The organism is Palleronia pontilimi, from assembly GCF_016412875.1.
Lineage (GTDB): Bacteria > Pseudomonadota > Alphaproteobacteria > Rhodobacterales > Rhodobacteraceae > Palleronia > Palleronia pontilimi.
In genome coordinates this window covers 491,936-513,678 of the sequence record NZ_JAEKPD010000001.1, presented here as the reverse complement: position 1 = coordinate 513,678, position 21,743 = coordinate 491,936, and the positions used below count along the sequence as shown (strand labels likewise).

General features: G+C 66.4%; 23 protein-coding genes. 4 read left to right on the top strand and 19 right to left on the bottom strand.

All coding sequences use genetic code 11. The features are described from left to right. Positions 1-107: 107 nt before the first annotated feature. The 7 genes from ILP92_RS02585 to rsfS form a co-directional block, all read right to left on the bottom strand. On the bottom strand, positions 108-596 hold the full coding sequence (locus ILP92_RS02585; RefSeq protein ID WP_198914784.1) for a hypothetical protein: 489 nt from the start codon (positions 594-596) through the stop codon (positions 108-110). After that, positions 593-1,075, bottom strand: a complete 483-nt coding sequence (locus tag ILP92_RS02580; RefSeq protein WP_198914783.1) for an RNA pyrophosphohydrolase — start codon at positions 1,073-1,075, stop codon at positions 593-595. Before ILP92_RS02580 ends, ILP92_RS02585 begins: the two co-directional genes overlap by 4 nt. Next, positions 1,075-2,418 carry a S41 family peptidase gene (locus ILP92_RS02575; RefSeq protein ID WP_198914782.1) on the bottom strand — a complete coding sequence of 448 codons (1,344 nt, stop codon included), beginning with the start codon at positions 2,416-2,418 and terminating at the stop codon, positions 1,075-1,077. The genes ILP92_RS02580 and ILP92_RS02575 overlap by 1 nt, the downstream gene beginning before the upstream one ends. A gap of 11 nt (positions 2,419-2,429) precedes the next feature. Next, positions 2,430-3,545: a murein hydrolase activator EnvC family protein gene (locus tag ILP92_RS02570; protein WP_198914781.1), complete on the bottom strand. Its 1,116-nt coding sequence runs from the start codon at positions 3,543-3,545 to the stop codon at positions 2,430-2,432. Then, positions 3,542-5,062, bottom strand: a complete 1,521-nt coding sequence (gpmI, locus tag ILP92_RS02565; protein ID WP_198914780.1) for a 2,3-bisphosphoglycerate-independent phosphoglycerate mutase — start codon at positions 5,060-5,062, stop codon at positions 3,542-3,544. The genes ILP92_RS02570 and gpmI overlap by 4 nt, the downstream gene beginning before the upstream one ends. Before the next feature lie 63 nt (positions 5,063-5,125). After that, positions 5,126-5,596: a 23S rRNA (pseudouridine(1915)-N(3))-methyltransferase RlmH gene (gene rlmH, locus ILP92_RS02560; protein WP_198914779.1), complete on the bottom strand. Its 471-nt coding sequence runs from the start codon at positions 5,594-5,596 to the stop codon at positions 5,126-5,128. Positions 5,597-5,603: 7 nt separating this feature from the next. Further along, a complete protein-coding gene (rsfS, locus tag ILP92_RS02555; RefSeq protein WP_198914778.1) occupies positions 5,604-5,975 on the bottom strand; it encodes a ribosome silencing factor in 372 nt (123 codons plus the stop codon). A gap of 228 nt (positions 5,976-6,203) precedes the next feature. On the opposite strand from rsfS, the gene ILP92_RS02550 reads away from it, so the two are divergent. Further along, positions 6,204-7,127: a YihY/virulence factor BrkB family protein gene (locus ILP92_RS02550; RefSeq protein WP_198914777.1), complete on the top strand. Its 924-nt coding sequence runs from the start codon at positions 6,204-6,206 to the stop codon at positions 7,125-7,127. Here the strand turns inward: ILP92_RS02550 and ILP92_RS02545 are convergent. Then, positions 7,124-7,852 carry a Crp/Fnr family transcriptional regulator gene (locus tag ILP92_RS02545; RefSeq protein WP_198914776.1) on the bottom strand — a complete coding sequence of 243 codons (729 nt, stop codon included), beginning with the start codon at positions 7,850-7,852 and terminating at the stop codon, positions 7,124-7,126. The genes ILP92_RS02550 and ILP92_RS02545 overlap by 4 nt on opposite strands. Positions 7,853-7,960: 108 nt before the next feature. On the opposite strand from ILP92_RS02545, the gene ILP92_RS02540 reads away from it, so the two are divergent. After that, positions 7,961-8,314, top strand: coding sequence for a hypothetical protein (locus ILP92_RS02540; protein ID WP_198914775.1), 354 nt, complete (start codon positions 7,961-7,963; stop codon positions 8,312-8,314). On the opposite strand, the gene ILP92_RS02535 is transcribed toward ILP92_RS02540, so the two are convergent. The 3 genes from ILP92_RS02535 to ILP92_RS02525 form a co-directional block, all read right to left on the bottom strand. Then, positions 8,298-8,684 carry a hypothetical protein gene (locus ILP92_RS02535; RefSeq protein ID WP_198914774.1) on the bottom strand — a complete coding sequence of 129 codons (387 nt, stop codon included), beginning with the start codon at positions 8,682-8,684 and terminating at the stop codon, positions 8,298-8,300. The two genes, ILP92_RS02540 and ILP92_RS02535, sit on opposite strands and share 17 nt — an antisense overlap. A 5-nt stretch (positions 8,685-8,689) precedes the next feature. Next, positions 8,690-9,010, bottom strand: coding sequence for an ElaB/YgaM/YqjD family protein (locus ILP92_RS02530; RefSeq protein WP_198914773.1), 321 nt, complete (start codon positions 9,008-9,010; stop codon positions 8,690-8,692). 73 nt (positions 9,011-9,083) lie between these two features. After that, a complete protein-coding gene (locus ILP92_RS02525; protein WP_198914772.1) occupies positions 9,084-9,245 on the bottom strand; it encodes a hypothetical protein in 162 nt (53 codons plus the stop codon). A 107-nt stretch (positions 9,246-9,352) separates the two neighbouring features. On the opposite strand from ILP92_RS02525, the gene ILP92_RS02520 reads away from it, so the two are divergent. Beyond that, positions 9,353-9,949, top strand: a complete 597-nt coding sequence (locus ILP92_RS02520; protein ID WP_198914771.1) for a hypothetical protein — start codon at positions 9,353-9,355, stop codon at positions 9,947-9,949. Here the strand turns inward: ILP92_RS02520 and ILP92_RS02515 are convergent. Genes ILP92_RS02515 through ILP92_RS02490 form a run of 6 tightly spaced genes read right to left on the bottom strand, consistent with a single transcriptional unit; the run spans position 9,946 to position 15,670 of the window. Next, positions 9,946-10,671 (bottom strand): gamma-glutamyl-gamma-aminobutyrate hydrolase family protein, encoded by a 726-nt coding sequence (locus tag ILP92_RS02515; RefSeq protein ID WP_368667824.1) that lies wholly within the window; start codon positions 10,669-10,671, stop codon positions 9,946-9,948. The genes ILP92_RS02520 and ILP92_RS02515 overlap by 4 nt on opposite strands. Next, entirely contained in the window at positions 10,668-11,627 is a 960-nt protein-coding gene (locus ILP92_RS02510) for an amidoligase family protein (RefSeq protein ID WP_198914769.1), read from the bottom strand. The genes ILP92_RS02515 and ILP92_RS02510 overlap by 4 nt, the downstream gene beginning before the upstream one ends. A gap of 39 nt (positions 11,628-11,666) precedes the next feature. Then, positions 11,667-13,214 carry a phospholipase D-like domain-containing protein gene (locus tag ILP92_RS02505; protein ID WP_198914768.1) on the bottom strand — a complete coding sequence of 516 codons (1,548 nt, stop codon included), beginning with the start codon at positions 13,212-13,214 and terminating at the stop codon, positions 11,667-11,669. Next, on the bottom strand, positions 13,211-14,932 hold the full coding sequence (locus ILP92_RS02500; protein ID WP_198914767.1) for a sensor histidine kinase: 1,722 nt from the start codon (positions 14,930-14,932) through the stop codon (positions 13,211-13,213). Before ILP92_RS02500 ends, ILP92_RS02505 begins: the two co-directional genes overlap by 4 nt. A 2-nt stretch (positions 14,933-14,934) precedes the next feature. Beyond that, a complete protein-coding gene (locus ILP92_RS02495) occupies positions 14,935-15,495 on the bottom strand; it encodes an RNA polymerase sigma factor (protein WP_198914766.1) in 561 nt (186 codons plus the stop codon). Continuing rightward, positions 15,488-15,670, bottom strand: a complete 183-nt coding sequence (locus tag ILP92_RS02490; protein ID WP_235971000.1) for a NepR family anti-sigma factor — start codon at positions 15,668-15,670, stop codon at positions 15,488-15,490. Before ILP92_RS02490 ends, ILP92_RS02495 begins: the two co-directional genes overlap by 8 nt. A gap of 103 nt (positions 15,671-15,773) precedes the next feature. Between ILP92_RS02490 and ILP92_RS02485 the strand changes: the two genes are divergently transcribed. Beyond that, a complete protein-coding gene (locus ILP92_RS02485; RefSeq protein ID WP_198914765.1) occupies positions 15,774-16,595 on the top strand; it encodes a response regulator in 822 nt (273 codons plus the stop codon). Positions 16,596-16,682: 87 nt separating this feature from the next. Here ILP92_RS02485 and ILP92_RS02480 read toward each other — a convergent pair whose 3' ends face one another. Together ILP92_RS02480 and ILP92_RS02475 are read right to left on the bottom strand one after the other, a co-directional pair. Then, positions 16,683-16,832 carry a DUF1328 domain-containing protein gene (locus ILP92_RS02480; protein ID WP_438361539.1) on the bottom strand — a complete coding sequence of 50 codons (150 nt, stop codon included), beginning with the start codon at positions 16,830-16,832 and terminating at the stop codon, positions 16,683-16,685. A 136-nt stretch (positions 16,833-16,968) separates the two neighbouring features. Further along, entirely contained in the window at positions 16,969-21,720 is a 4,752-nt protein-coding gene (locus tag ILP92_RS02475) for a translocation/assembly module TamB domain-containing protein (protein ID WP_198914763.1), read from the bottom strand. Positions 21,721-21,743: the final 23 nt, after the last annotated feature.

Sequence of the window (21,743 nt, the reverse complement as noted above, 5' to 3'; positions counted from 1 at the left end):
CGCCAGTATGTTCTACTTATGTTCTTTTGGGGAGTCCCGCGGACCCCGCGCACGGAGTTTTTGAAAACTCCGGTCCGTTTTCCTCGAGGAAAACGCCCGCGCCCGTGTCAGCCGCCATCCCCCGGCACGCAAGGACCGCCCGTGAAGCAGTCGGCGACCCGCGCGACCTGCTCGGCGGACGGGTCGGCGAACAGCCATTGCGGGCAGGGATCGAGGTCGAGCACCAGCCCGTCCCCGGCGTGACGCAGGAAGGCCATGACGCGGCTGCCGGGCGCCATCGCGCTGCCGCACCACGCATCGGCGACGCAGCTGACCTGCAACACGATGTTGCGCGAGATGTAATTGGCGAAACCGTCCTGCCCCAGCACGCGCCCGTTGATGCGGGCGGGGATCGACGTCTCGAGGGCGCGCGTGCCGTTGAAGGGCGGCGCCGACGCGTCGAATTCCAGGGCTCCCAGGATCACCGAATACACATCTTCGGATTGCTCGGCCGCCAGGTAGGATCGCGCGAGATCCGGTTTCAGGCAGGACAACGCGCTGGCGGGTGGTGCTGCCAAGGCCGCACAGGCGGCGATCGCGACGGCGACCCGGGTCAAATCTTGTCCCGGAACGTGGCGAACACGGTTTCATAGACGGCGCGCTTGAACGGCACGATCTGCGCGATCAGCGTGTCCACCTCGACCCAGTTCCAGGCGCTGAACTCGGGGTGCTTCGTGTCGATCCGCACGTCGTCGTCGACCCCGTGGAACCGCAGCAGGAACCATTTCTGTTTCTGGCCGCGATACTTGCCGCCCCAGATCTTGCCCAGAAGCTCGTCCGGCAGATCGTAGGTCACCCAATCTTCCGTCTCGCCCTCGACGCTGACGAGATCGGGCGACACGCCGATTTCCTCGTGCAGTTCGCGCAAGGCGGCGTCGCGCGGGCTTTCGCCCTTGTCGATCCCGCCCTGGGGCATCTGCCAGGCGCCGCTTTCATGGTCGATGCGCTGGCCCGCGAAGACGTGGCCGTCGGCATTCACCAACACCACGCCCGCGCAGGGCCGGTAGGGCAGGTCTTCGGCCCGGACGTGGCCCATTACTCGCCGTCGGTCTGCAGCGCCGACAGGCCCTTCAGGATGTCGATGGCGTAGGCCAGCTGGTAATCCTCGTCGCGCAGCTTGGCGGCTTCTTCCGCCGACTCCTGCTCTTCGCGGATGATGCGCTGCTCGTCATCGCTGACCGAATCGTTGCTGATCGCGCCGCGCAGATCCGCTTCCGAGCGGCGGGGACGGCCGTCATCCTCGTCCTCTTCCGCGACCTCGTCGGGCAGGACCGTGGGCTGCTGCACCACGATGTCGGGCGACACGCCCAGCGCCTGGATCGAGCGGCCCGACGGCGTGTAGTAGCGCGCCGTGGTCAGACGCATGGCGCCGTCGCCGCGCAGGGGCATGACGGTCTGGACCGATCCCTTGCCGAAGCTCTTGGTGCCCACGACGATGGCGCGGCGGTGATCCTGCAACGCGCCCGCGACGATTTCCGACGCCGAGGCCGAGCCGCCGTTGATCAGCACGACCATCGGCTTGCCCTCGGCCAGGTCGCCGTCGGTGGCGTTGAAGCGGTCGCTGTCGGCGATGTCGCGGCCACGGGTGGACACGATCTCGCCCTCGTTGAGAAACGCGTCGCTGACCTGGATCGCCTGGTTCAGCAGGCCGCCGGGGTTGTTGCGCAGATCGAGCACGAAGCCGTTGACGTTGTCGATGCCGCCCGCGGCCTCGACCTGCTCGTTGAAGTTTTCCAAGAGCTTCGGATAGGTCTGGTCGCTGAAGGTGATGATCCGCAGTACGACGGTCTCGCCCTCGATGCGCGAGCGCACGGCGGTCAGCTCGATCGTGTCGCGAATGATCGACACCTCGAAGGGCTCGTCCACGCCCTCGCGCACGACCGTCACCACGATTTCCGATCCGACGGGACCGCGCATCATGTCGACCGCGTCGTCCAGCGTCAGGCCCAAAAGCGATTCGCCGTCGACCTCGGTGATGAAATCGCCCGCCATCATGCCCGCCTTGTCGGCCGGTGTGCCGTCCATGGGCGACACGACCTTCACGAAGCCCTCTTCCTGGGTCACCTCGATCCCGAGACCGCCGAATTCACCGCGGGTCTGGGTCCGCATCTTGGCGGCGTCGTCGGGCGACAGGAAACTGGAATGGGGATCGAGCGAAGTCAGCATCCCGTCGATGGCGGCTTCGATCAGGTCGGCCTCGTCCACCTCGGTGACATATTGCGAGCGGATCCGCTCGAAGATGTCGCCGAACAGGTCAAGCTGTTCGTAAACACTGGCCTTGTTGGCGCTTTCCTGCGCCAGCAGCGGCCCTGCGATCTGGGTGGTCAGCAGCACACCGGCAAGCGTGCCCCCCACCGCGGCCATAACGAACTTCCTCATGTGCCTCGTCCTTATTCTTGCGCTGCGGCGAACCAGATCGCCGGATCCACGGGGGCATTGCCCTCTCTCAGTTCCACATAAAGCGTCTCGCGGCCGGTTTGACCAGCGTCACTGCCGCCGCGGCTTTCAATTCCGCTTGAATTCGCCGTGTCGTCCACCGGCATCAGGCCCAGCGGATCGTCCGCGCCGACGATTTCCCCGGTGCGAGCATAGACGACCCCGAGCCCGGCCAGAACCATCAGGTAACCCGGACCCGGCTCAAGGATCATCACATTCCCGTAGTCCAGAAGCGGGCCGACATAGCGCACCGTGGCGGGCCAGGGTGCGACCACAAGCGCCCCCGGATCCGTTTCGATCAGCCAGCCGGGACGGCGGATATCGGCGGCGTCCGGCCTGTCGAAGCCGAGCGCTAGGTTCCCTGCGACAGGAAGGTCCAGCGCCCCCTTGGCGGATGCGAAATCGGTCTGCACGCCCGTCTCGCCCTTGGGCAATCGCGCCGCGAAGGCATAAAGCGTGTCCACCGAGCGCGCGAGTTCGGACATGCGGTCTTCATCCTCGGCCAGTCGGTCGGGCAGATCCACGCGGTCCGAGACGGATTCGGACAGCTGCGCGCGCGCCTTCTGGATGCCCTGCAATGCCTGGGCCAGGTCCGCGCGCGCGGTGGACTGCAGCGCCCGCAGTCGGGCAAGTTCGGACAGGTCGGCACGCAGAGCCTGCACGCGCGACAGCACCGCCGGGGTGACGTCGCGGATCAGCATTCCGGCGCGGGCCGTGTCGACCGGGCCAGATGGATGCAGCAGGAACAGCGCTTCGGGTGTCGACCCCATAGTCTGCAGCGTACCCAGAAGCTGCGCCAGCTGCGCGCGTTCGGCGTCCAGCCGCGCCGCGATCCGCGCTTCGTCTTCCGCGGCCCGGCGCAGCCCTTCGCGCAAGGCGGCCAGCCCCTCTTCGTAGGCTTGCACGGTGCGGGTCAGGGCGGCCACCCGGTCGCGCGACGATTCGGCCCCGCGCAGACCTTGTGCCGCCTCGTCCAGCGCGCGGGCGGCACGATCGGCCAGGCGGCTGGCATCGGTCTGGGCGTGGGCCGGCACGGACAGCACGCACAGCAGGCAAAGCAGGCGGATCATGGCTTCAGCAGGCTCTGTCCCGTCATTTCATCGGGCTGCGGCAGGTCCATCAGGTCCAGAAGGGTCGGCGCCAGATCGGCAAGCCGCCCGTCCCTGAGCGCGGCACCTTCGGGGCCGCCCACCAAAATCACGGGCACCAGGTTCGTGGTATGCGCCGTGTGCGGGCCGCCGGTCTCGGGGTCGACCATGACTTCGCAATTGCCGTGGTCGGCAGTGACGATCATCGCGCCGCCCGCCTTTTCAAGTGCCTCCAGCACCCGACCCAGCCCCGCATCCACCGCTTCGCAAGCCGCGATGGCGGCGTTCAGGTCGCCGGTATGGCCGACCATATCGGGATTGGCGTAATTGCACACGATCAGGTCGTAGCCCGCCGCGATGGCCTCGACGAAGCGGTCCGTCACTTCGTCAGCCGACATCTCGGGCTGCATGTCGTAGGTGGCGATCTTGGGCGATTTCGGCATGGCGCGATCCTCGCCCGGCTCGGCGTCTTCCTTGCCGCCGTTCAAAAAGAAGGTGACGTGCGGGTATTTCTCGGTCTCGGCCAGCCGGAACTGGCGCAGCCCGTGCTTGGCCACCCATTCGCCCAGCGTGTTGACCAGCTTGCGCTTGGGAAAGACGGTCGAGAACCAGGCGTTGTGCGCGTCGGAATATTCGACCATCCCCAGCTTCGCGGCCAGGTCCGGCCGGTCGCCGACATCGAAACCGTCGAAATCCGGCTTGCCCAGCGCCGCCAGGATCTCGCGCGCCCGGTCGGCGCGGAAGTTGAGGCAGAAAAAGCCGTCCTGCACATTCATGCCCCGATAATCGCCGATGACCGTGGCCGGGATGAACTCGTCGGTCTTGTCGTTGGCGTAGGACTGGTCCACCGCGGCATGCGCCGTGTCGGCGGTGTCGCCCTTGCCGTGGACCATGGCGTTGAAGGCGGTTTCGACCCGCTCCCACCTATTGTCGCGGTCCATGGCGTAATAGCGACCGATGACCGTGCCGATGCGCGCCCGGTCGGGCAGCGCGTCCTGAAGCTGGTCGATGAAGCCCTTGGCCGATTTCGGCGGCACGTCGCGCCCGTCGGTGATGGCGTGAATGACGACCGGCACGCCTGCATCGGCGATGGCGCGGGCGGCGGCGATGATGTGCCGCACGTGGCCGTGGACGCCGCCATCGGACACGACCCCCATCAGGTGCGCGGTGCCCCCCGACCCCTTCAGCGCCGAGACGAACGCCTGCAGAGCGGCCTCTTGCGCGAACGAGCCGTCTTCGATCGCCAGGTCGATTTGGCCAAGGTCCATCGCGACGACCCGGCCCGCGCCGATATTCGTGTGCCCCACTTCCGAATTGCCCATCTGCCCCTTCGGCAAGCCCACGTCGGGGCCGTGGGTGATCAGCCGCGCTTCGGGACCGTGATCGCGGATCCGGTCGAAATTGGGCGTGTCGGCCAAGGCGGGCGCGTTGGCGTCCCGCTCGTCCCGCGCGCCCCAGCCGTCGAGGATGCACAGAACCACGGGTTTGAAAGCGGACATGGGCTGCCTTTCGGTTGGGTCGGAATCGTTCTAGCGGCTTGGCGCGAGCGGTGGAAGATGCGCCTAGTCGCGATGATAGGGCGATCCGGCCAGGATCGACGCGGCGCGGTAGAGCTGCTCGGCCAGCATGACGCGCGCCAGAATGTGCGGCCAGACCATGCGCCCGAGAGACAGGCGGTGATGCGCGGCGCGGCGCAGGTCGGGATGCACGCCGTCGGCACCGCCGATCACGAAACTGACCGAAGACCGGCCTTCGTCGCGCCACCCGGCCAGCAGCTGCGCGAATTCGGGCGATGTGTGGGTCTTGCCGCGCTCGTCCAGCACGCACAGCAGCGTGTCGTCGGGCAGCGCGCGGCGCAGGGCGTCGGCTTCCGCCTCGATCCCCGTGGATTTGCGCGGCTCGACCTCGTGCTCGGACAGGGGGCCCAGCGACAGGGGCCGCCCCGACCGGTCAAACCGCGCGGTGTAGTCGTCGATCAGCGTGCGCTCGGGGCCGGGTCTGATCCGGCCCACCGCGGCAATGTGCAGCTTCACGGAAAAGCTAGTTTCGGGCCGCCATTTCGGACGGCTCCAGCCACATCTTTTCCAGCTGGTAGAAATCGCGGACCTCGGGACGGAATACGTGGACGATCACGTCGCCGGTGTCGATCAACACCCAGTCGCCGCCATCCTTGCCTTCGATCTTCGACAGACGGCCGTGCTGCTGCTTCAGGCGATCCACCAGCTTGTCGCTGATCGACGCGACCTGGCGGGACGACCGGCCCGAACAGATCACCATGAAATCGGCTATCTCGGACTTGCCGCGCAGATCGACCTGCACGATGTCTTCGGCCTTGTCGGATTCGAGTGAGGTGAGGATGACGCCGAGCAGCTCTTGGGGCTCGAGCGCGGTGTGATGGGTCGGCGCAATCATGCGCGGATCCGGGGTGGCCGATCCTTGGGCCACGGTCTGGCTGACAGACAGGACATTGTCCTCCTAGTGTTGGCGCCGTCAGGCCACGGCGCGGGCGTATCCCCAGAATAAGCATCCCTTGCGACGATTCCAACACTTGTGACGGCGACCGGATCGCGTTGATTGGTCATCGCGGCATATTTGCGCTTTAGTATGGCGTGACGGCACGAAGAGCGAACGGAAGACCACATGGCTACGATACTTGGACCGAAGCTTGGATGGCGCGTCTGGTGGAGCGCCGCGAAAGGCGTGTTCATGGAGCTCAACGACAACAACCTGGGCCTGATTTCGGCGGGGGTGGCGTTCTACGGCATGCTCGCCATCTTCCCGACCGTGGCCGCGGTCATCGCGATCTGGGGCTTTTTCGCCGATCCCGTCGAGGTGGCCGAGCAGTTGGACGTGCTGCGCGGCTTCGTTCCGGGCGAGGCCTATACCATCCTCGACAACCAGGTGACCGCGCTGATCAACGCCAATTCCAGCACGCTGGGCTGGGCGACCGTGATTTCGCTGGGGGCCGCGATCTGGTCGTCGCGCGCGGGCGTGGCAGCCCTGATCCGGGGGCTGAACGCCATCTACCGCGAGCGCAACCGCGTGGGCGTCCGGCAGATGGCGGCGGCCTTCGGGGTCACGTTCCTGCTGATCGGCGTGGCGCTGGTCGCGCTGGCCTGCGTGGTGATCCTGCCCATCGTGCTGGCGATCCTGCCGCTGGGGCCGGTGACGACGCTGCTGCTGGCATCGGTGCGCTGGGTGGTGGCGCTGGGTGTCCTGATCGGGGCGCTGGGCGTGATCTATCGCTACGGGCCCAATCGCCGCCGGGCGCGTCCGGGCTGGCTGACGCCGGGCGCGATCGTCGCCGTGATGATCTGGGGCGCGATTTCGTGGGGGTTTTCCTACTACCTGTCCAATTTCGGAAGCTACAACGAAATCTACGGCGCGCTGGGCGCAGTCATCGCACTTCTGATGTGGCTCTATCTCAGCGCCTTTTCGGTGCTTCTGGGCGCGTCGCTGAACGCCGAGCTGGAAATCCGCACCCGCAAGGACAGCACGATCGGCCCCGACCGGCCCCCCGGCGAACGCGAGGCGACCGTCGCCGACGAGATCGTGGAAACCTAGAGCAGCGGCCGTTTCGGCGGCATCGTATCGTCCAGCTGGGCGATCTGTCGAAGCGATTCGCGGTCGCGCAGGCTCAGCATGCCGTCCGACCATGTCAGAAGGTCGCGTTCGCGCAGCTTGGCCAAGGTCTTGTTGGTGTGCACCAGCGACAGGCCCAGCGCATCGGCAAGATCCTGCTGACGGAACGGGAAATTCATCACGCCGTTGTGAACCAGTCCCAACTGGCTGGCGCGATCGTGCACGGTGACCATGGCCCAGGCGATCCGTTCGAGCGCCGATCGCTGGCCGACGGTGGTCAGCGCTTCGCCCAGGAAATGCTCTTCGCTGCAGACCAGCCAGGTCATGTCGAAGGCGCGGGACGGATGCATGCGAAAGAGCTTCCAGATATCGGAACGTCGAAAGACACACAGCGTCATGTCGGTCGATGCGTCAACGGAATAACCGATTTCGGACTGGATCGCCGCTTGCAGGCCTATGAAATCGCCCGGCATTACGAAATTCGTGACCTGCCGCCGCCCGTCTTCCAGCGTCTTGTAACGAAGTCCCATGCCCCGCAGAACCGTGAAGATCTGCGGGCTTTTCGAGCCTTCTACAAGGATCGGTGTGCCAGCCGCAACGTCCAGTTCGCCGGACTTGAACTGGGTCATGAACTGCAGCTCGTCTTCGCTGAGATCGTCGAAACAGGGCAGCATGCGCAGCGGGCAATCTTGGCAGGCGACAGGCATGTTGTTTATTCCAGAGTCTATGTCACAGTTTAATGCACGCGATGTTAAACTAGGGCATTAGACTGCCTTAGCCACCTCAGCTATGCAGCTGCACCTATGGACCCGCTCATGTCCCGAATGCTTGTCATCGAAAAATCGCCCGTCGTCGCCACCGACATCGTCGAGACGGTGTGCGGCGCGTTTCCGCAGCTCGACGCGGTTGCCGTGATGTCGATCGAGGATGCCGAGGCCGCGCTGAGCGACTCGAGCCAGATCAACCTGTGCATCGTGTCCGGGTCGACCACGCACGATCGTCTGACGCGCCTGGCGGCCCTACTGGGCGACCGGCGCGTGCGAACCGTGGTGATGACCGACGATACGGACAAGTCGGACCTGTTCGGGTCCGGGACCATTCACCTGTCCCAGCCTTTCACGTCCGAAATGTTGCTGGATGCGGTGCGCCGTCTCAGTCACGACGCCTGAGCGCACGCGCGGCAGCCAATCCCAGCAGGAACGCCTCGGCCACGCTGGCCGCCGTCATGGTCCGGTTGCCCGACATTGGAGGGGCCGATGCCCGCGTGGGGTCGGCCATGGCCGCCGATTGCTCGCGCGGGATAATGCGCGGGGGAATGCGCGAATAGCCGATGACGACGATCCCGATCAGGATGAAGATACCCCCGATGATCAGGTTGGCATTCAGCGCCCCGTAAGCGTCGGCAAGCCACAACCAACCAGCCGCCCCCAGAAACCCGATACCCACGAGGGCAAACAGGCCCCCGAGCGTGCCGAACACGGATTTCCGGGCGATGGACTTCGCGGTCAGTTGGGCCCGCAGAACGTAATTGGCAAACATGCCGCTCAGCGCCGTGTCAGGAAGCCGACGATCAAGCCGATGAAGGCGGCGATGCCAAGCGCGGTGGCTGGGTTCTGGCGCACGTAGGCTTCGATTTCGTCGACCTTGTCCTCGGCGTGGCCGCGCGCCGCGCGAGCCCTCTGCTCGGCCTCGGAGCGGACCGACTCGGCGCGCCGCTTCGCCTCGTTGGCGTATTCGCGACCCTTCGCCTTGCCCAGCTCGCCGATCGTCTCGGTCAGGCGGCTGATGTCGGCTTTCAGCAGTTCGACCTGTGCCGACAGGTCTTCGGTGCTGGGTGCGGTCTTGGTTTTCGGCGTGTCAGCCATCGGATATCCTTTCAAACATGTCCCACGCGCCCAATGGTCGCAGACCGTAAAAGTTCCAATGCGCCGGGCGCGCTCAGGTCTTTGCGTCGTGGCTGTCGCCATCCTTCGCCAGCGCAGAGGACTTGGTGTCGGCTTTTCGTTCAGCTTCCGTGCGTTCCTTGCTGACGATGGCGAAAACCAGCACGGCGAGGATCGTGATCAGCGCGAGAAGGGAAATGATCCATGTGGGATCCATGGGACGCTCCTGTTCGGGTGTCGACAAGGGGACAACCCGCGCGCGCGGCGCCAGGTTCCGGAACCCGCACCGCAGGCTCGGGGTTGGCCGCGAAACAGGAGCAAGCCATGTCACTGACCGCGCGCGATCTGCTAGATAGCCGGGCCATCACCGATGACGGTGCCTTCCCGGTGCGGGATCTCTTTTACGTGCCTGCCGATTGGCGCCTGCGATACGCCTTGCTCGACGTCGGCGGGTGGCTTGAAAAGCACGAGGTCTTGGTCAGCACCGACCGCCTGGCACCGCCGACGGCGAAGGGCTGGCCGCTGAACATGACCGGCGACGAGCTGAAATCCGCGCCGGTCATCGACACGGTCGATGCGACTTCCAGCGTCTTGCCGCCGCTCGTGGTCGGCCCGTTCGGCACGACCGTCTCGCCGCTGGGGATCGCGGCCCACCTGGGGCTGGTGTCCGACGCGACGCCCGACAACGACCCGCAGGGCAAGGGCGCGGGTGATGGGAACGGCCGGATCTTCCAAATGGACCGGGTGTCCGACCTGCTGGGCCTCGAGGTCTTCACCGACCAGGGTCCGAAGGGCGTCATCGAAGACCTGCGCCTGCGCGACGACATGACCCTGTCCCACGCCATCGTCAGCGACGGCGAGGCCCTTGCGCTCAATCGTCTGCGCCGGGTGGCCGACCAGGGGCACGCGATTTTCAGCTAGCCGCCTTGGCGCGGCGCCTCCTCGCGCACCGCCTCGATCTGGCGGCGGCGTTCGGCGCCCGCGCGCGCCGCGTTGACCAGCGCCCGGAAGATCGCCCGCTGGCGATGGGCGTAGAACAGGTGCTCGGGGTGCCACTGGACGCCCAGCGCGAAGGGCTCTTCCACCCGCTCGACCGCCTGGATCATGCCGCCCTCGTCGCGCGCCGCCACCTGCAAACCGTCACCGAGCTTCGACACGGACTGCGAATGCAGCGCGTTCACCTTCATGGGACGCGTTCCGGTGTGGCGGGCCAGCAGCGTGCCCTCGGCCACCGCGACGTCCTTCTTGGGCAGGATCGTGTAGTGATAGTCGCTGCGATGAAACGTGCCGTAGGCGTCCTGGTCCAGCGTCCCGCCCAGCGTCACGTTGATCATCTGCGAGCCGCGGCAGATCCCCAGGACGGGCTTGCCGTGGTCCAGCGCCGCCTGTACCAGCCCGCGCTCCATCGCGTCGCGGTCGGGGTCGAGACGGGCGGAGGACACCAGCTTGCCGCCATAGAGATCGGGCGAGATGTCGTCGCCGCCACCGATCAGGATGCCGTCCACGTCGTCCACGTCGGCGGGCTGTCCCGCGACCCAGCGGATCCCCTTGCCGCCGGTCAGCCACAGGTTGAAGGCCACCAGCGGGAAGATGCGCCATCCCGACCGGCGCGAGGTCGTGACCCCGATCAGCGGGCGGCTCACAGGAAGGCCCCCGAGCCTTCGATCAGCGGTGCCGACACGTCGCGCCATCCCCCGGGAAGCCCGTGCCCGTCGCGATGGTCCCGCCATGCCGCGCGCAGCTTGGACAGAAGTCCCTTGTCCGCGGCCACCCGCTCGACCCCGCACCAGCGGGACCATTCCTGCGCGACGGACCAGTCCGCATCGTCGATCCGGCAGTCTGGCAGGCGATAGTGATAGGCGGGCCGCGCGCCCTTGTCTTCCATCTGCGGGACCGCGCCGACGACGCGGGCGGCGTCGATGTCCTTCAGGAAGGGCAGCAGGTCGAGCGCGTGATTGCGGCTGGCCGCGTGGGCCAAATAGGCGTCCATCAGGTCGTCCATGCGCCACCCGTCGGCATCCGGTGCCGCGAGCCTGTCCATCAGGGCGGCGTCGTAGGGGTCGATGAAGGGCAGCAGGCGGCGCGACGGGTCGATATCCATGCGCGCGCGCAGCCAGTCTTCCACCAGCGCAAAGGCCTGAAGCGTGGGCAGCACGTCCGCCACCTGCCTGCCCGTCGTCGCGATGTTCAGATGGACGCCGAAGCCCAGCGCGATGCCGTCCTGCGTGCCCCGCGCGCCCGCATCGGCCAGCGCGCGGTTCAGGGTGTCGATCAGCTGGATCTGCGTCGGCAAGATCGGCTCGGTGACGTATTCGACCGGGATGACCGCGCGGCCCAGATCCAGTCCCCGTTGCACGAGCGCGTTCTTCGCCCTGTCCCGCAGGGCGGTGTCCAGCAGGATCTCGAAATCCCCAAGGCGCGTCTTCGTGACGGCCCAGAGGTAGTCGTCCCGCTGCTTCAGCGTTCCGCCCAGAACGCGCGCGATCCGTTCGCCGACCTCGCGCTCGGACAGCCCGCCCAGCTCGACTTCGATGCCGACCCGCCGCGTGCCGCCATCGGTCAGGGTCTGTCGCGGCAGGGTGTCGATGCTGGTGATCATGTATCGGAAAGGGCGCGCGGCCGGGTTTCGTTCCGTCGCTCAGACCATCTCGGCCGGGACACCGGGCAGCGGCATCCCGAAGCGGCGCGCGGGCGACACGTCGTAGGGCAGCAGATAGCCTTCGCGATTCTCGGGTTGCCGGTGCCAGTCCTCGTCCGCCCACGCCCGCACCTGTGCGACCAATGGCGCGTCCGGATCGTAGTGGCGCTTGTAGGCCCAATGGCCCAGCGCCCGTTGCTGAACCTCGGCGGCGAAACCGGGATCGTCGCAGATCAGCCCGGCCTCGGTATCCCAGTGCAGGGATCGGCCGTTCATGTTGGCCGACGACACCAGCGCGCTTTCAGCGTCGAAGACCGCCACCTTGGCATGGACGTAGATGAGCGGCGCGCCCCCGAACTTGTCGCGCTGATCGGCATCCCCGAAATCCGCGCTGCGCGGCTGGACGGGCGATGCGAAGAACACCCGGTCGCCGAACGCCTTGCAGACCAGTTTGACGCACCGGGCCTGCAGGTATTCGCCGAAGCGCGCATCCGCCTTGTTGCGCCGCTCGAAGGCCACGTCCTCAGGTGCGGCGGGCAGGATGAAGAGCGCCTGCAAATCGGGCTGCGCGCGCCCCGCTGCCGCCACGGCCCGGGCCAGGGCCACGTCGCGGAAGAACTGGGTTTCGAAATACAAGGTCCGGGTCGCGGCGCCGATCCGCTCGATCAGCGTGTCGTTCAGGCCCGACAGAAGACGCTGGGGCCCGAAATTGACGCGTTGCGCGGGGCGCGCGCGCGTCAGGGTCAGCCGCAGCCCGTCGCCTTCAGCTGCCGGTTCGGCCTGCCCGTGGGTGACCGCCACGAAGGCGCGCAGGTGCGCCTCGGCATGGGCCGCGACGGGGCCTTCGGCGATCAGCTGCACGTCGTGCCAGGTCTCTTCGCTGGGGCGATGATGGCGCGTCGTGTCGTAGCGGCGCGGGTTCAGGTCCAGCCCGCCGATATAGAGCGTCTTTCCGTCCACCACGGCCAGCTTCTGGTGGTGCGACACCGGGTGCAGCGGGAACGGCCCGCCCTGGGTCTGGACGATCTTTCCGCCGTCATCCTCGGTCAGCCAGCGGCGCAAACCGGGCAGATCGCGCATCCGCTGGCGGCGCATCTCGGGGTCCAGCGCGTTCAGCCCGTCGGTGATCTCGCGCAGTTCGCTGCGCACGCGGGGCCAGAGCAGCGTCCCCGTCATCCAGCCCACGCGCGCCGGATGCAGGGCCGCCCGCGCGCTCAGGCGATGCCCGGCATCGCCCGCCAGCTCGGCCACCGCGGCCATCTTGCGCAGGCTGGACCACGTCAGCCCGTGCATCTCGGGCGAGCCGATGGCGTCGAAATCGGACAGGGTCAGGTCGATCCGGACACCGCGCTTCAGAAGATGCACCAGCAGGTCCACCCAGTCGTCGCCGATCTCGCGCGCCTCGTCCGAGCGCAGACGCGTCACCGGATCGAAGACGCGGAAGCCCATGACGATGCGATCCTGCGCCGCGAGCACCGCGCGCTCGAACGCGGGATACGCTTCCTCGGCGGTGAGCAAGAGCCGAAATGTCGAGCGCGTGTCTCTCATAATTCCTGGATGAACTCGCTTGTGTCGAATTCCAGCCTGATCGCGTGGGTGGAATCGGTGGACGTTTGCTCCATGCGGCCGTCGAGCTGCATCACGAAGGCCTGCATCAGCTGCGTCCCAAGCCCCGATGCAAGACCCGCGGCGTTGTCCGATACAGACGCGCCGCGCGTGTTGCGGCATTCGAGCGTGACGCGCCCGTCGTTTTCGGCCAGCGTCAAGTCGATGGTGGCGGCGTGGCCATTGGGCTTGCCCACGTATTTCAGCGCATTGGTCAGCACTTCCGTCACCAGCAGCGACAGCGGCACCGCCTGGTCGGGATAAAGCTCGACCGGATCCACCTTGATGTTCAGCGTCACGCCGATTTCCGCCAGCTCGCGGGGATGGGCGATCTGTGACACCAGGTCCCGGATCAGCACGTCGGTTTCGACCCGCGACAGAACGCTCGACCGATACAGATTGCGATGGATCGTCGCCAGCCCCAGGATCCTGTCCTGCAACCGATGCAGCAATTCGCGCGTCTCTTCCGACTTGGTCTTGCGCATCTGCATGTTCATCATCGACGAGATCAGTTGCAGGTTGTTCTTCACCCTGTGGTGCACTTCCTTCAGAAGCACGTCCTTCTCGTGCAGGCTGTTTTCCAGGTCGGCTTCGTCGCGGACGATCCGTTCGGTCAGCTGCTCGAATGCCTCGACCACTTCGCGCAATTCGCTGGGCAGATCGCCGCTCACATCGCTGGGCAGGACGCGGCGGCTGGTGGTGAAGGCGCGGATGCGCTGGCGCAGGCGTCGGATGTGACGCACGACAAGGCGATGGACCGCGAAATAGGCGACCCCGATGCTGACCATCCACATCAGCAGCGGGAACAGGATCGCGCTGGCCGCCGTCAGACCGCCGGTCGATACCGAAGCTTCCCGCCAGATCGAGATGGCATAGACCTCGCTGGGGATGATCGGCACGACAGTGTAGATGTAATCGTTGCCGTCCGGCGCTTCGAGCGTAACGTCCCAGGTGCCGCCGCTCAGCACGACCTGTAGCGTTTCCAACGGCGGGACCAGCGGCGCGAGGTCATCGATCGCGTCCGATAGCGACACGCTCAGGATATCGCCCGCCTTGGTCAGCGTCAGGGTTCCAAGCGGTTGTGTTCCGCGCGGCTCGTTACTTTGCACGCTAAGCGGAGCCTGAGGGACCGACACGCTGAAAAAGCCGATCGACGCGCCCTCGCGGCGTACGGGCTGCACGATGACCACCACGGGCTGATTGGAGATCACGCCATGGGTGCTGGCGAAAAACTCCGAGTCCTCGCGCTGGAAGCGCTGGAACACGGACTGGTCGGAAACATCCCGCCCGACGCCGGTCGATCCGCACCGGACGATGCCGTCGAGGTCGATGAATCCCGCGAAGGCCACGGTCGGAAAGCGCCGGGTGAATTGTTCCATGTTGGACGAGCATGCCGACAGATCGCCCATCTCCGACGGCAGCAGATCGGCAGCGATCTGTGCCGCGCCCCGCATCTGGACCAGGGTCTCGCGCTCCAGAGTCACTGCGTTCAAGGTGTGCCCGACCAATGCCGACCGCGCGACCTCGTCGGAATGGTCGATGACCCGGTAGGTCTGCACCATGGCGATCACACCGATGGGCAGAAGCGCAAGACCCAGCAACGCGACGAGGCGCACGTCGAGCCTGTCAAGACCGTCTATGCCACGCCCACCCGGCAGCATCGCTAGCTCTGACGCGTGTGAGTGGTAATCACCGAATCGTTGGTATTGTCGCGGATGACCGGATCTTCGTCCGGCTCCATTCCCATCAGTTCGGCCAGCTTGCGTCTGCCGCGATTGGCGCGGCTCTTGATGGTGCCGACGGCCACGTTGCACATCTGGGCCGCTTCTTCGTAAGCAAACCCCGAGGCACCGACCAGCATCAGCGCCTCGCGCTGTTCGTCGGGCAATTTCTCGAACGCCTTGCGAAAGTCGTTCATCGCCAGGCGCCCGTCATGGTGCGGCTTTTCGGAAAGGCCCGCGGCCATCACCCCGTCCACGTCCGCAACCTCGCGCTTGGCCTTGCGACGGATCGAATAGAACGCGTTGCGCTGGATCGTGAAGAGCCACGCCCGCAGGTTGGTGCCGGGCTGGAACTTGTCCATGTTCTTCCACGCCTTTTCGATGGTGTCCTGCACCAGATCGTCGGCCGCAGCCGAATTGCGTGTCAGCGACATGGCGAACGCGCGCAGCGCGCCAAGGTGTTCGACCAGCTCGTCGCGCGGGTCACGAATTGCATCATTCATCTGCAGAATCCTGCTCCCGGTCTTCGGCCTCGCCTTTGGCCTCACGCTCTTTCAACTGCTGCAAGAGTTTCTGGAAGCGGTCGGGAACGTCTGCTTCTTCGTCCTGCCGATACACACGCCGCAGATTCTCGTCTATCTGCCGCATGAGATTGGCCGATTTGTCATTCGATGCCATGGATGTAAAGGCTGCCTGTTGGACGAAGGAAAGTTAAGCTTGAAGTGGAACCAACGCCCGGTCCCGAATGTTGTTCCTGACAAATTCAGGGGCACAATCTAATATGACTACGAAGAACGCGGCACTTGATCTGTCGGACGCCATCGGCACCGAACTGCCATATCTGCGCAGGTATGCACGTGCGTTGACCGGATCACAACGGACCGGCGACAACTACGCGGCTGCCACGCTTGAAGCGATCCTGCAGGAGCCTTCGATCTTCCAACGCGACTGCAGCCCGAAGGTTGCGCTGTTCAACGCGTTTCACAAGATTTGGTCGACCGCCGGGGCACCCACCGCCGATACCGAAGATCCGCGCACCCGCATGGAAAGCGCCGCCTTCGATCACATGGCGGGCCTGACCAACAACACCCGCGAAGCGCTGTTGCTGTCGACCATCGAAGGCTTCGCCTTCGACGAGATCGGCAAGATCATGGGCGTCGACGCCTCGGAAGCGTCGAGCCTGATCGACATCGCCATTTCCGAGATGGAGAAATCCATGTCGGGCAAGATCATGATCATCGAGGACGAGGCGATCATCGCCATGGATATCCATTCGATCGTCTCCGAAATGGGCCACCAGATCACCGGTATCGCGCGCACCCGCGCCTCGGCGGTCGAGCTTGGCGCGAAGGACAAGCCGGACCTGATCCTGGCCGACATCCAGCTGGCGGACAATTCCAGCGGCATCGACGCGGTCAACGATCTGCTGGATCAGTTCGGCAACATCCCGACGATCTTCATCACCGCATTTCCCGAACGCCTTCTGACCGGGGACAAGCCCGAGCCCGCGTTCCTGATCGCCAAGCCCTATTCGGAAGAACAGGTCCGCTCGGCCGTGAGCCAGGCGATGTTCTTTTCGAGCACGGATTCGCTGAAGGCCTGACCGTTCAGCGCGCAAGTTCAGCTGCAAGAACGACGAAGGGGAGCCATCGAGGCTCCCCTTTCATCTTCCGCAACGGTCAACGTCTGGCTACCGATCGCTGGAGATATCGATCGCGACGATGATCCCCGATAGCAGCAACAGCAGGAAGAACATGAGCTGAGCGGGCCCAGCCATGGCACTGGCAAGACCGCCGAACCCCAGCAGTCCCGCGGCCAGCGCCGCAGTGAATGTTGTCAACGCCCAATAAAGCATCTCAATACCTCGACTTTAGTCGAACCCTTACCGGTCCCTGCGGGCTCAACTGCGATCGAGGCAGAGCGTTCCAAGTAAATTTGATTGACTAATTCAAGGTGTCCCGAACGGGACCTGCCGATCAGTAGTCTTTCTCGAAGAAGATCCCCAGCGTGGTCTCACCTGAATTCGAGGCACCCCCGCGGACGGTGATCGTGTTCGTCAGGTCCAGGTTCAGATTGATCTCGGCTTCGCCATCGGCCCCCACGGTCACGTCCGTGTAGAGGTTTTCGGACAGGTATTTTCCGGCCCGCAGGCCCACATTTCCGTCCTCGTCGGTGGTCACGTCCAGGTCGTCCAGGCCGGTCTTCTGGCGCAGGTTGGCGATCACGCCGTCGCCTCCCCGCCCGGCAAGGGTGGCCACGGCCGACGCCAGCTGCGCGGCCTGCAACGGCGAGATGTCGTCGATGGACCGTCCGAACAGCAGCCGCGACAGAACCTCGTCCTCGGGCAGGTCGGGGTCGGACAGGAAGTTGATGTCGGGGCTGAGCGCGTCGCCCTCGATCACGATCCGCACCGTGACGTCGCCCGCGTCGGTCTCGGCCACCAGGCGGATGAAGGGCGAGAAATTGCCCTGCAGGCTGACCCGCCCGTCGGTCAGGACCAATCGCTTGCCCAGCAGATCCAGACGCCCGCGGATCAGGTCGAACTGACCCGACGGGATGACGTTGGCGGTCGTGCCGCCAAGCTGCAACCGCCCGCCAAGCTCGGCGTCCAGACCGCGCCCGCGCACGAAGATCCGGTTGGGCGCGCTGATCAACAGGTCCAGCGGATAGGCGGCGCCGCCCCCGCCACCACCGCCCGACCCCGGCTCTTCGATCAATCCCGCACGCGCGCGGGTGCGCCGCACATCGGCCGGTTCGTTCACATGCACCAGCCCTTCCGGGATCGGTCCGGTCGCCCCCAACCCGGTCGAGGGGATGCGCAGCTCGGTCTCGTCCAGGTCGATCCGGCCGCTAACGGTCGCGCCGCCGGTCAGCGGACCGTTCACCGTGATGCGGCCGTCCAGCTGGGTCTTGTAGAGGCGGGGATCCTCCAGATCCAGGTTGTTCAGCTCGATCGTCAGGTCCGCGTTGAAACCGCCGCTCAGGGCGATCGGGCCCGACACGCGGACCTCGCCGCCCTGCTGGTTTCGCGCCGTGGCCGTCAGTTGCAGGTTCTGGCCGTCCAGGCGCGCCGTGGCGTTCAGGTCCTCAAGGACCAGCGGCAGCGACGGCTCGACGAAGCGGCCGTTCTGCACGGTGACCGTGCCGCTGACCGACGACAATTGCAGCGGGCCGTTGATCGCCACGTTGAAATCGGCCTGGCCCACGACCGAGCGCGGCTCGATGAACGGGTTGGCCAGGCGCAGCGGCGTCGATCCGTCGATCCGCAGATTGGCACGATCGAAACTTTCGGCCACCTGCCCGGAAATCTCGGCCTGGATCCCCTGCGGACCCGTCACATCGACGTCGACCGTGAAGTTGGACCCCGCCTGACCGGCCCGGCCGGTCACGGTGACCGGCCCGTTGATGCCTTCGACGAAGGCGCCCAGATTGGCCAGTCGCGCATCCAGCGACAGGTTGGAACTGCCACCCAGCAGCGTTCCGTTCGCCGTGGCGTCCAGACCGGGCGAATCCAGTGTGAACGTGCGCACCCGGATCGGGGCATCCGCCCCGTCGCGGCTGGCGGAAAGATCCAGCGTGGTGGTCCCGTTCAGCAGCTGGTCGACCTGGGCGATGCCCACCGCCAGCCCGTTCGCGTTCACGTCCGCGGTCACGTCGAAGCGGCTGCCGTCGATCCGCGCCTGGCCCTGGGCATCCAGCGACAGCGAGCCGCGGAGCGGTCGGTTCGCAAGGCGGCGGAAGCGCGACAGGTCGCTAGCCTGAAGCTCGATCGTGCCATCGACCAGCGGCGTCGCGTCAAGATCGGACACGGATGCCATGACCGACAGCATGACGCCCGCGCCATCGCCATCGACCGACACCTGCCACAGCTCACCCACTTCCTCGGCGAACAGCGCGACGGTGCCGGGGCCCGACATCTCGGGCACGATCTGGCCCAGCTCGGGGAAGGACAGGTTGGCCTGGATCGCGTTCTGGCCGGGCCCGTATTGCCCATTGGCGCTCAGATCCACCTGCGGGTTCTGCAGGCTGAGCTGCGGCACGCTGATCTGGTCGCCGTCCTTGGCGACATTCGCCACGATTTGCGTGAGACCCGCGAAGAGCCGGTTCAGCTCGGGCTGGCCGAGGGCCAAATCGCGGGTCTGGCCGTTCAGGTCCAGCTCGGCCAGGGACAGATCGAACCGCGCGCGGCCTTCCGCGCTCAGATCGACGCTGCCGCCCAGCTCGCGCCGCGCGATTTCAGAGAACGCGCCCAGATCGTCGGCCCGGATCGTGACGGTGCCGGTGCCCAGTGGCGCCAATGCGTTGTCGAGTTCGGTCACGCGGCCATCGGCGGTGATGCGGGCGCCCGCCCCGTCCACGTCCAGATCGACTTCCCAGCCATCGGCGTCTTCGGCCGCGTCCAGCACCAGCGTTGCGGGACCGCGCATGGACGGCACGACCTGCGACAGGTCCGGCAGGCGGACATCGAGATCCACGAGGCTGTTCTGGGCCTGCACCCGGGCATTGCCCGCGACCGAGAGCTGATCGTTCTGCACCGAAAGCCGGGGCAGCGAGATGCTGTCGCCCACCTTCACCAGGTTGGTCGACAGCTCGGTGAGACCCGCCAGAAGACGATCCACCTCAGGGATGCCGACGGCCACGTCGCGCACCTGCCCGGCCACGTCGGCCAAGACCGACGACGCGTCGGCCCGCGCGACGACCTGGGTCGTCAGGTTGACGGCACCGCCCAGGTCGCGCCCGGCGAAACTGGAGAAATTGGAAAGATCCTGCGCGTCCACACGGATATCGCCCGCGATCTGCGGCACGTCGGCCCCCAGATCGGACACCGTGGCATCGACCGAGACGTCCGCCTCGGCGCCTTCGGCTTCAAGCGCCACGGACCACGCGACGCCCTGCGGGCTGTCGGCCTGCAGCGACAGGGTGGCGGGGCCGCTCAGCTCGGGGTCGACACGCGACAGGTCGTTGACCCGGGCCGACAGCGTCGCCTCGCCCCCATTCGACGCGATCCGCGCGGTGCCGTCCAGGGCAAGCTCGTCGTTGTCCAGTGCCAGGCGGCTGACCCGCAGCCCTTCCGCGTCGCGCTGCGCGGCAAGTGCCAGCGTCGTGCCGCCCGCCAGAAGCGGGTCGAGCTGGGCGATGCCCACGGCCAGATCCTGCCCGCTGCCGTCCAGCGTCACCGAAAAGGCCTGGTCCTGCACGGTCGCGTCCAGCCCCAGATCGACCGACACGCCACCCGCAAGCGACCGCCCGGCCAGCGAGGAAAAGACGGCAAGATCGTCGGCGTCCAGCTGCGCCTGCAGGCTGACGGGGATGCGTTCGCCATCGGGATCGACGCGGCCATCGCCGGTCAGCCGGAAGCCCGCCCCAGCGAGGCGCAGCACCTCCATCACGATATCCTGGCCCGCGGCGTAATCGACCTCCAGCCGCCCGTCGATGCTGTCGCCCACCGCTTCGGCCACGCCGCCATCGTCGAAGGACAGCCCGGTCGCGGCGAAGTCGAAATTCGTCTCGACCGCCAGCGTGTCGCCCGACCCCGCGATCACGCCGCCGCCATCCAAGGCGATGCGCGCGATGTCGAGACCCGGCTGTTCGACCTGCTCGACCACGATGTCGCCGGTCCACGCGTCGCCTTGCGCCGAATCGAACTGCACGTCCAGGCCGACCCGGCCCACGCGCAGGTCGCTGCCGACCGGAAGGACCACGGGGCTTCCGCCCTGGCCCGCGATCTGGCCCGTCACGTCGATCAGGTCCGGCACCCCGTCGGGGCCGATCGACACCTGGCCCTGCAGCGTCAGGGACTGGGCCGACAGATCGAAACTGCTCAACCGGATCGCACCGTCATCCGAGCGCGCGCCTTCGGCGATCAACTGGATATCGGGGCCGAAGAAGGGGCGGTATTGCGGCGTGAAGACGGGCGCGATGTCGCCGCCCAGATCCACCGCGAAGCCCTGTGCGCCGTCCACTTCGCGCAGGCTGACCGTGCCGCTCAGGCGCGGCTCGCCCGCGGTGGCCAGCGCGATCTCGGCGGTGAAGGCCGACAGCGGTCCGTCGCCCTGCACGCTCAACTCAAGGCTGGGGCGTCCGGGCAGGTCGATCAGCGTCCCGACGATGCCGCTTGCGCCTTCGTTCACCTGCAAATCCAGCGCCAGCGCACGGCTGCCGCTTTCGTAGCTGCCCGCGACCCGGTAGGTGCCGGTGTCGCGATCCAGGCGGCTGGCGTCGATATTCACCTCGCCGTCGCCGTCGGCAAGCGATGCGCTGCCTTCCAGGGTCAGCTCGACCTCCTGGCCCAGAACGGGTTGGCCAAGCGCCACGCGCTCGGCGGCGATGCGCCCGATCTGGATCGACACCGGCAGGTCCGGCAGCGAGAACGGCTGCGCCTCGGGCGACGGCACGTCGACGCTGTCGTCGCCCTGGGGCAGGCGTGGCAAAAGGATCTCGGCGGCGGTGAATTCGTCGACCGACAGGCGCCCGCGCAGCAGTGCGGCGCGGTTCCAGTCCAGCACCACGTCGTTGACGGTCAGCCACGGGCCGTCGTCATCCGAGATGATCAGCTGTTCCAGCGTCGCGCGCGACGACAGTGCGCCTTCGAAGCCGCGCACCTGCACCTCGAAACCCGGCCCAGAGAGCCGGTCTTCGATCAGGCTCTCAAGGAACCCGCCGCCATCGTCGTCGGCATCGTCCTGCGCGGCCACCGGCCAGGCCATCAAGGCACCGACCAGGGCCATTCGGGTGATCCACGGAGTCATCT

Excerpts from the sequence above, each read along its gene's own strand:
- ILP92_RS02580 (WP_198914783.1), bottom strand. The coding sequence starts at position 1,075 with ATGGGCCACGTCCGGGCCGAAGACCTGCCCTACCGGCCCTGCGCGGGC.
- ILP92_RS02575 (WP_198914782.1), bottom strand. The coding sequence starts at position 2,418 with ATGAGGAAGTTCGTTATGGCCGCGGTGGGGGGCACGCTTGCCGGTGTG.
- ILP92_RS02570 (WP_198914781.1), bottom strand. The coding sequence starts at position 3,545 with ATGATCCGCCTGCTTTGCCTGCTGTGCGTGCTGTCCGTGCCGGCCCAC.
- gpmI (WP_198914780.1), bottom strand. The coding sequence starts at position 5,062 with ATGTCCGCTTTCAAACCCGTGGTTCTGTGCATCCTCGACGGCTGGGGC.
- rsfS (WP_198914778.1), bottom strand. The coding sequence starts at position 5,975 with ATGATTGCGCCGACCCATCACACCGCGCTCGAGCCCCAAGAGCTGCTC.
- ILP92_RS02550 (WP_198914777.1), top strand. The coding sequence starts at position 6,204 with ATGGCTACGATACTTGGACCGAAGCTTGGATGGCGCGTCTGGTGGAGC.
- ILP92_RS02545 (WP_198914776.1), bottom strand. The coding sequence starts at position 7,852 with ATGCCTGTCGCCTGCCAAGATTGCCCGCTGCGCATGCTGCCCTGTTTC.
- ILP92_RS02540 (WP_198914775.1), top strand. The coding sequence starts at position 7,961 with ATGTCCCGAATGCTTGTCATCGAAAAATCGCCCGTCGTCGCCACCGAC.
- ILP92_RS02535 (WP_198914774.1), bottom strand. The coding sequence starts at position 8,684 with ATGTTTGCCAATTACGTTCTGCGGGCCCAACTGACCGCGAAGTCCATC.
- ILP92_RS02530 (WP_198914773.1), bottom strand. The coding sequence starts at position 9,010 with ATGGCTGACACGCCGAAAACCAAGACCGCACCCAGCACCGAAGACCTG.
- ILP92_RS02525 (WP_198914772.1), bottom strand. The coding sequence starts at position 9,245 with ATGGATCCCACATGGATCATTTCCCTTCTCGCGCTGATCACGATCCTC.
- ILP92_RS02520 (WP_198914771.1), top strand. The coding sequence starts at position 9,353 with ATGTCACTGACCGCGCGCGATCTGCTAGATAGCCGGGCCATCACCGAT.
- ILP92_RS02510 (WP_198914769.1), bottom strand. The coding sequence starts at position 11,627 with ATGATCACCAGCATCGACACCCTGCCGCGACAGACCCTGACCGATGGC.
- ILP92_RS02505 (WP_198914768.1), bottom strand. The coding sequence starts at position 13,214 with ATGAGAGACACGCGCTCGACATTTCGGCTCTTGCTCACCGCCGAGGAA.
- ILP92_RS02500 (WP_198914767.1), bottom strand. The coding sequence starts at position 14,932 with ATGCTGCCGGGTGGGCGTGGCATAGACGGTCTTGACAGGCTCGACGTG.
- ILP92_RS02495 (WP_198914766.1), bottom strand. The coding sequence starts at position 15,495 with ATGAATGATGCAATTCGTGACCCGCGCGACGAGCTGGTCGAACACCTT.
- ILP92_RS02490 (WP_235971000.1), bottom strand. The coding sequence starts at position 15,670 with ATGGCATCGAATGACAAATCGGCCAATCTCATGCGGCAGATAGACGAG.
- ILP92_RS02485 (WP_198914765.1), top strand. The coding sequence starts at position 15,774 with ATGACTACGAAGAACGCGGCACTTGATCTGTCGGACGCCATCGGCACC.
- ILP92_RS02475 (WP_198914763.1), bottom strand. The coding sequence starts at position 21,720 with ATGGCCCTGGTCGGTGCCTTGATGGCCTGGCCGGTGGCCGCGCAGGAC.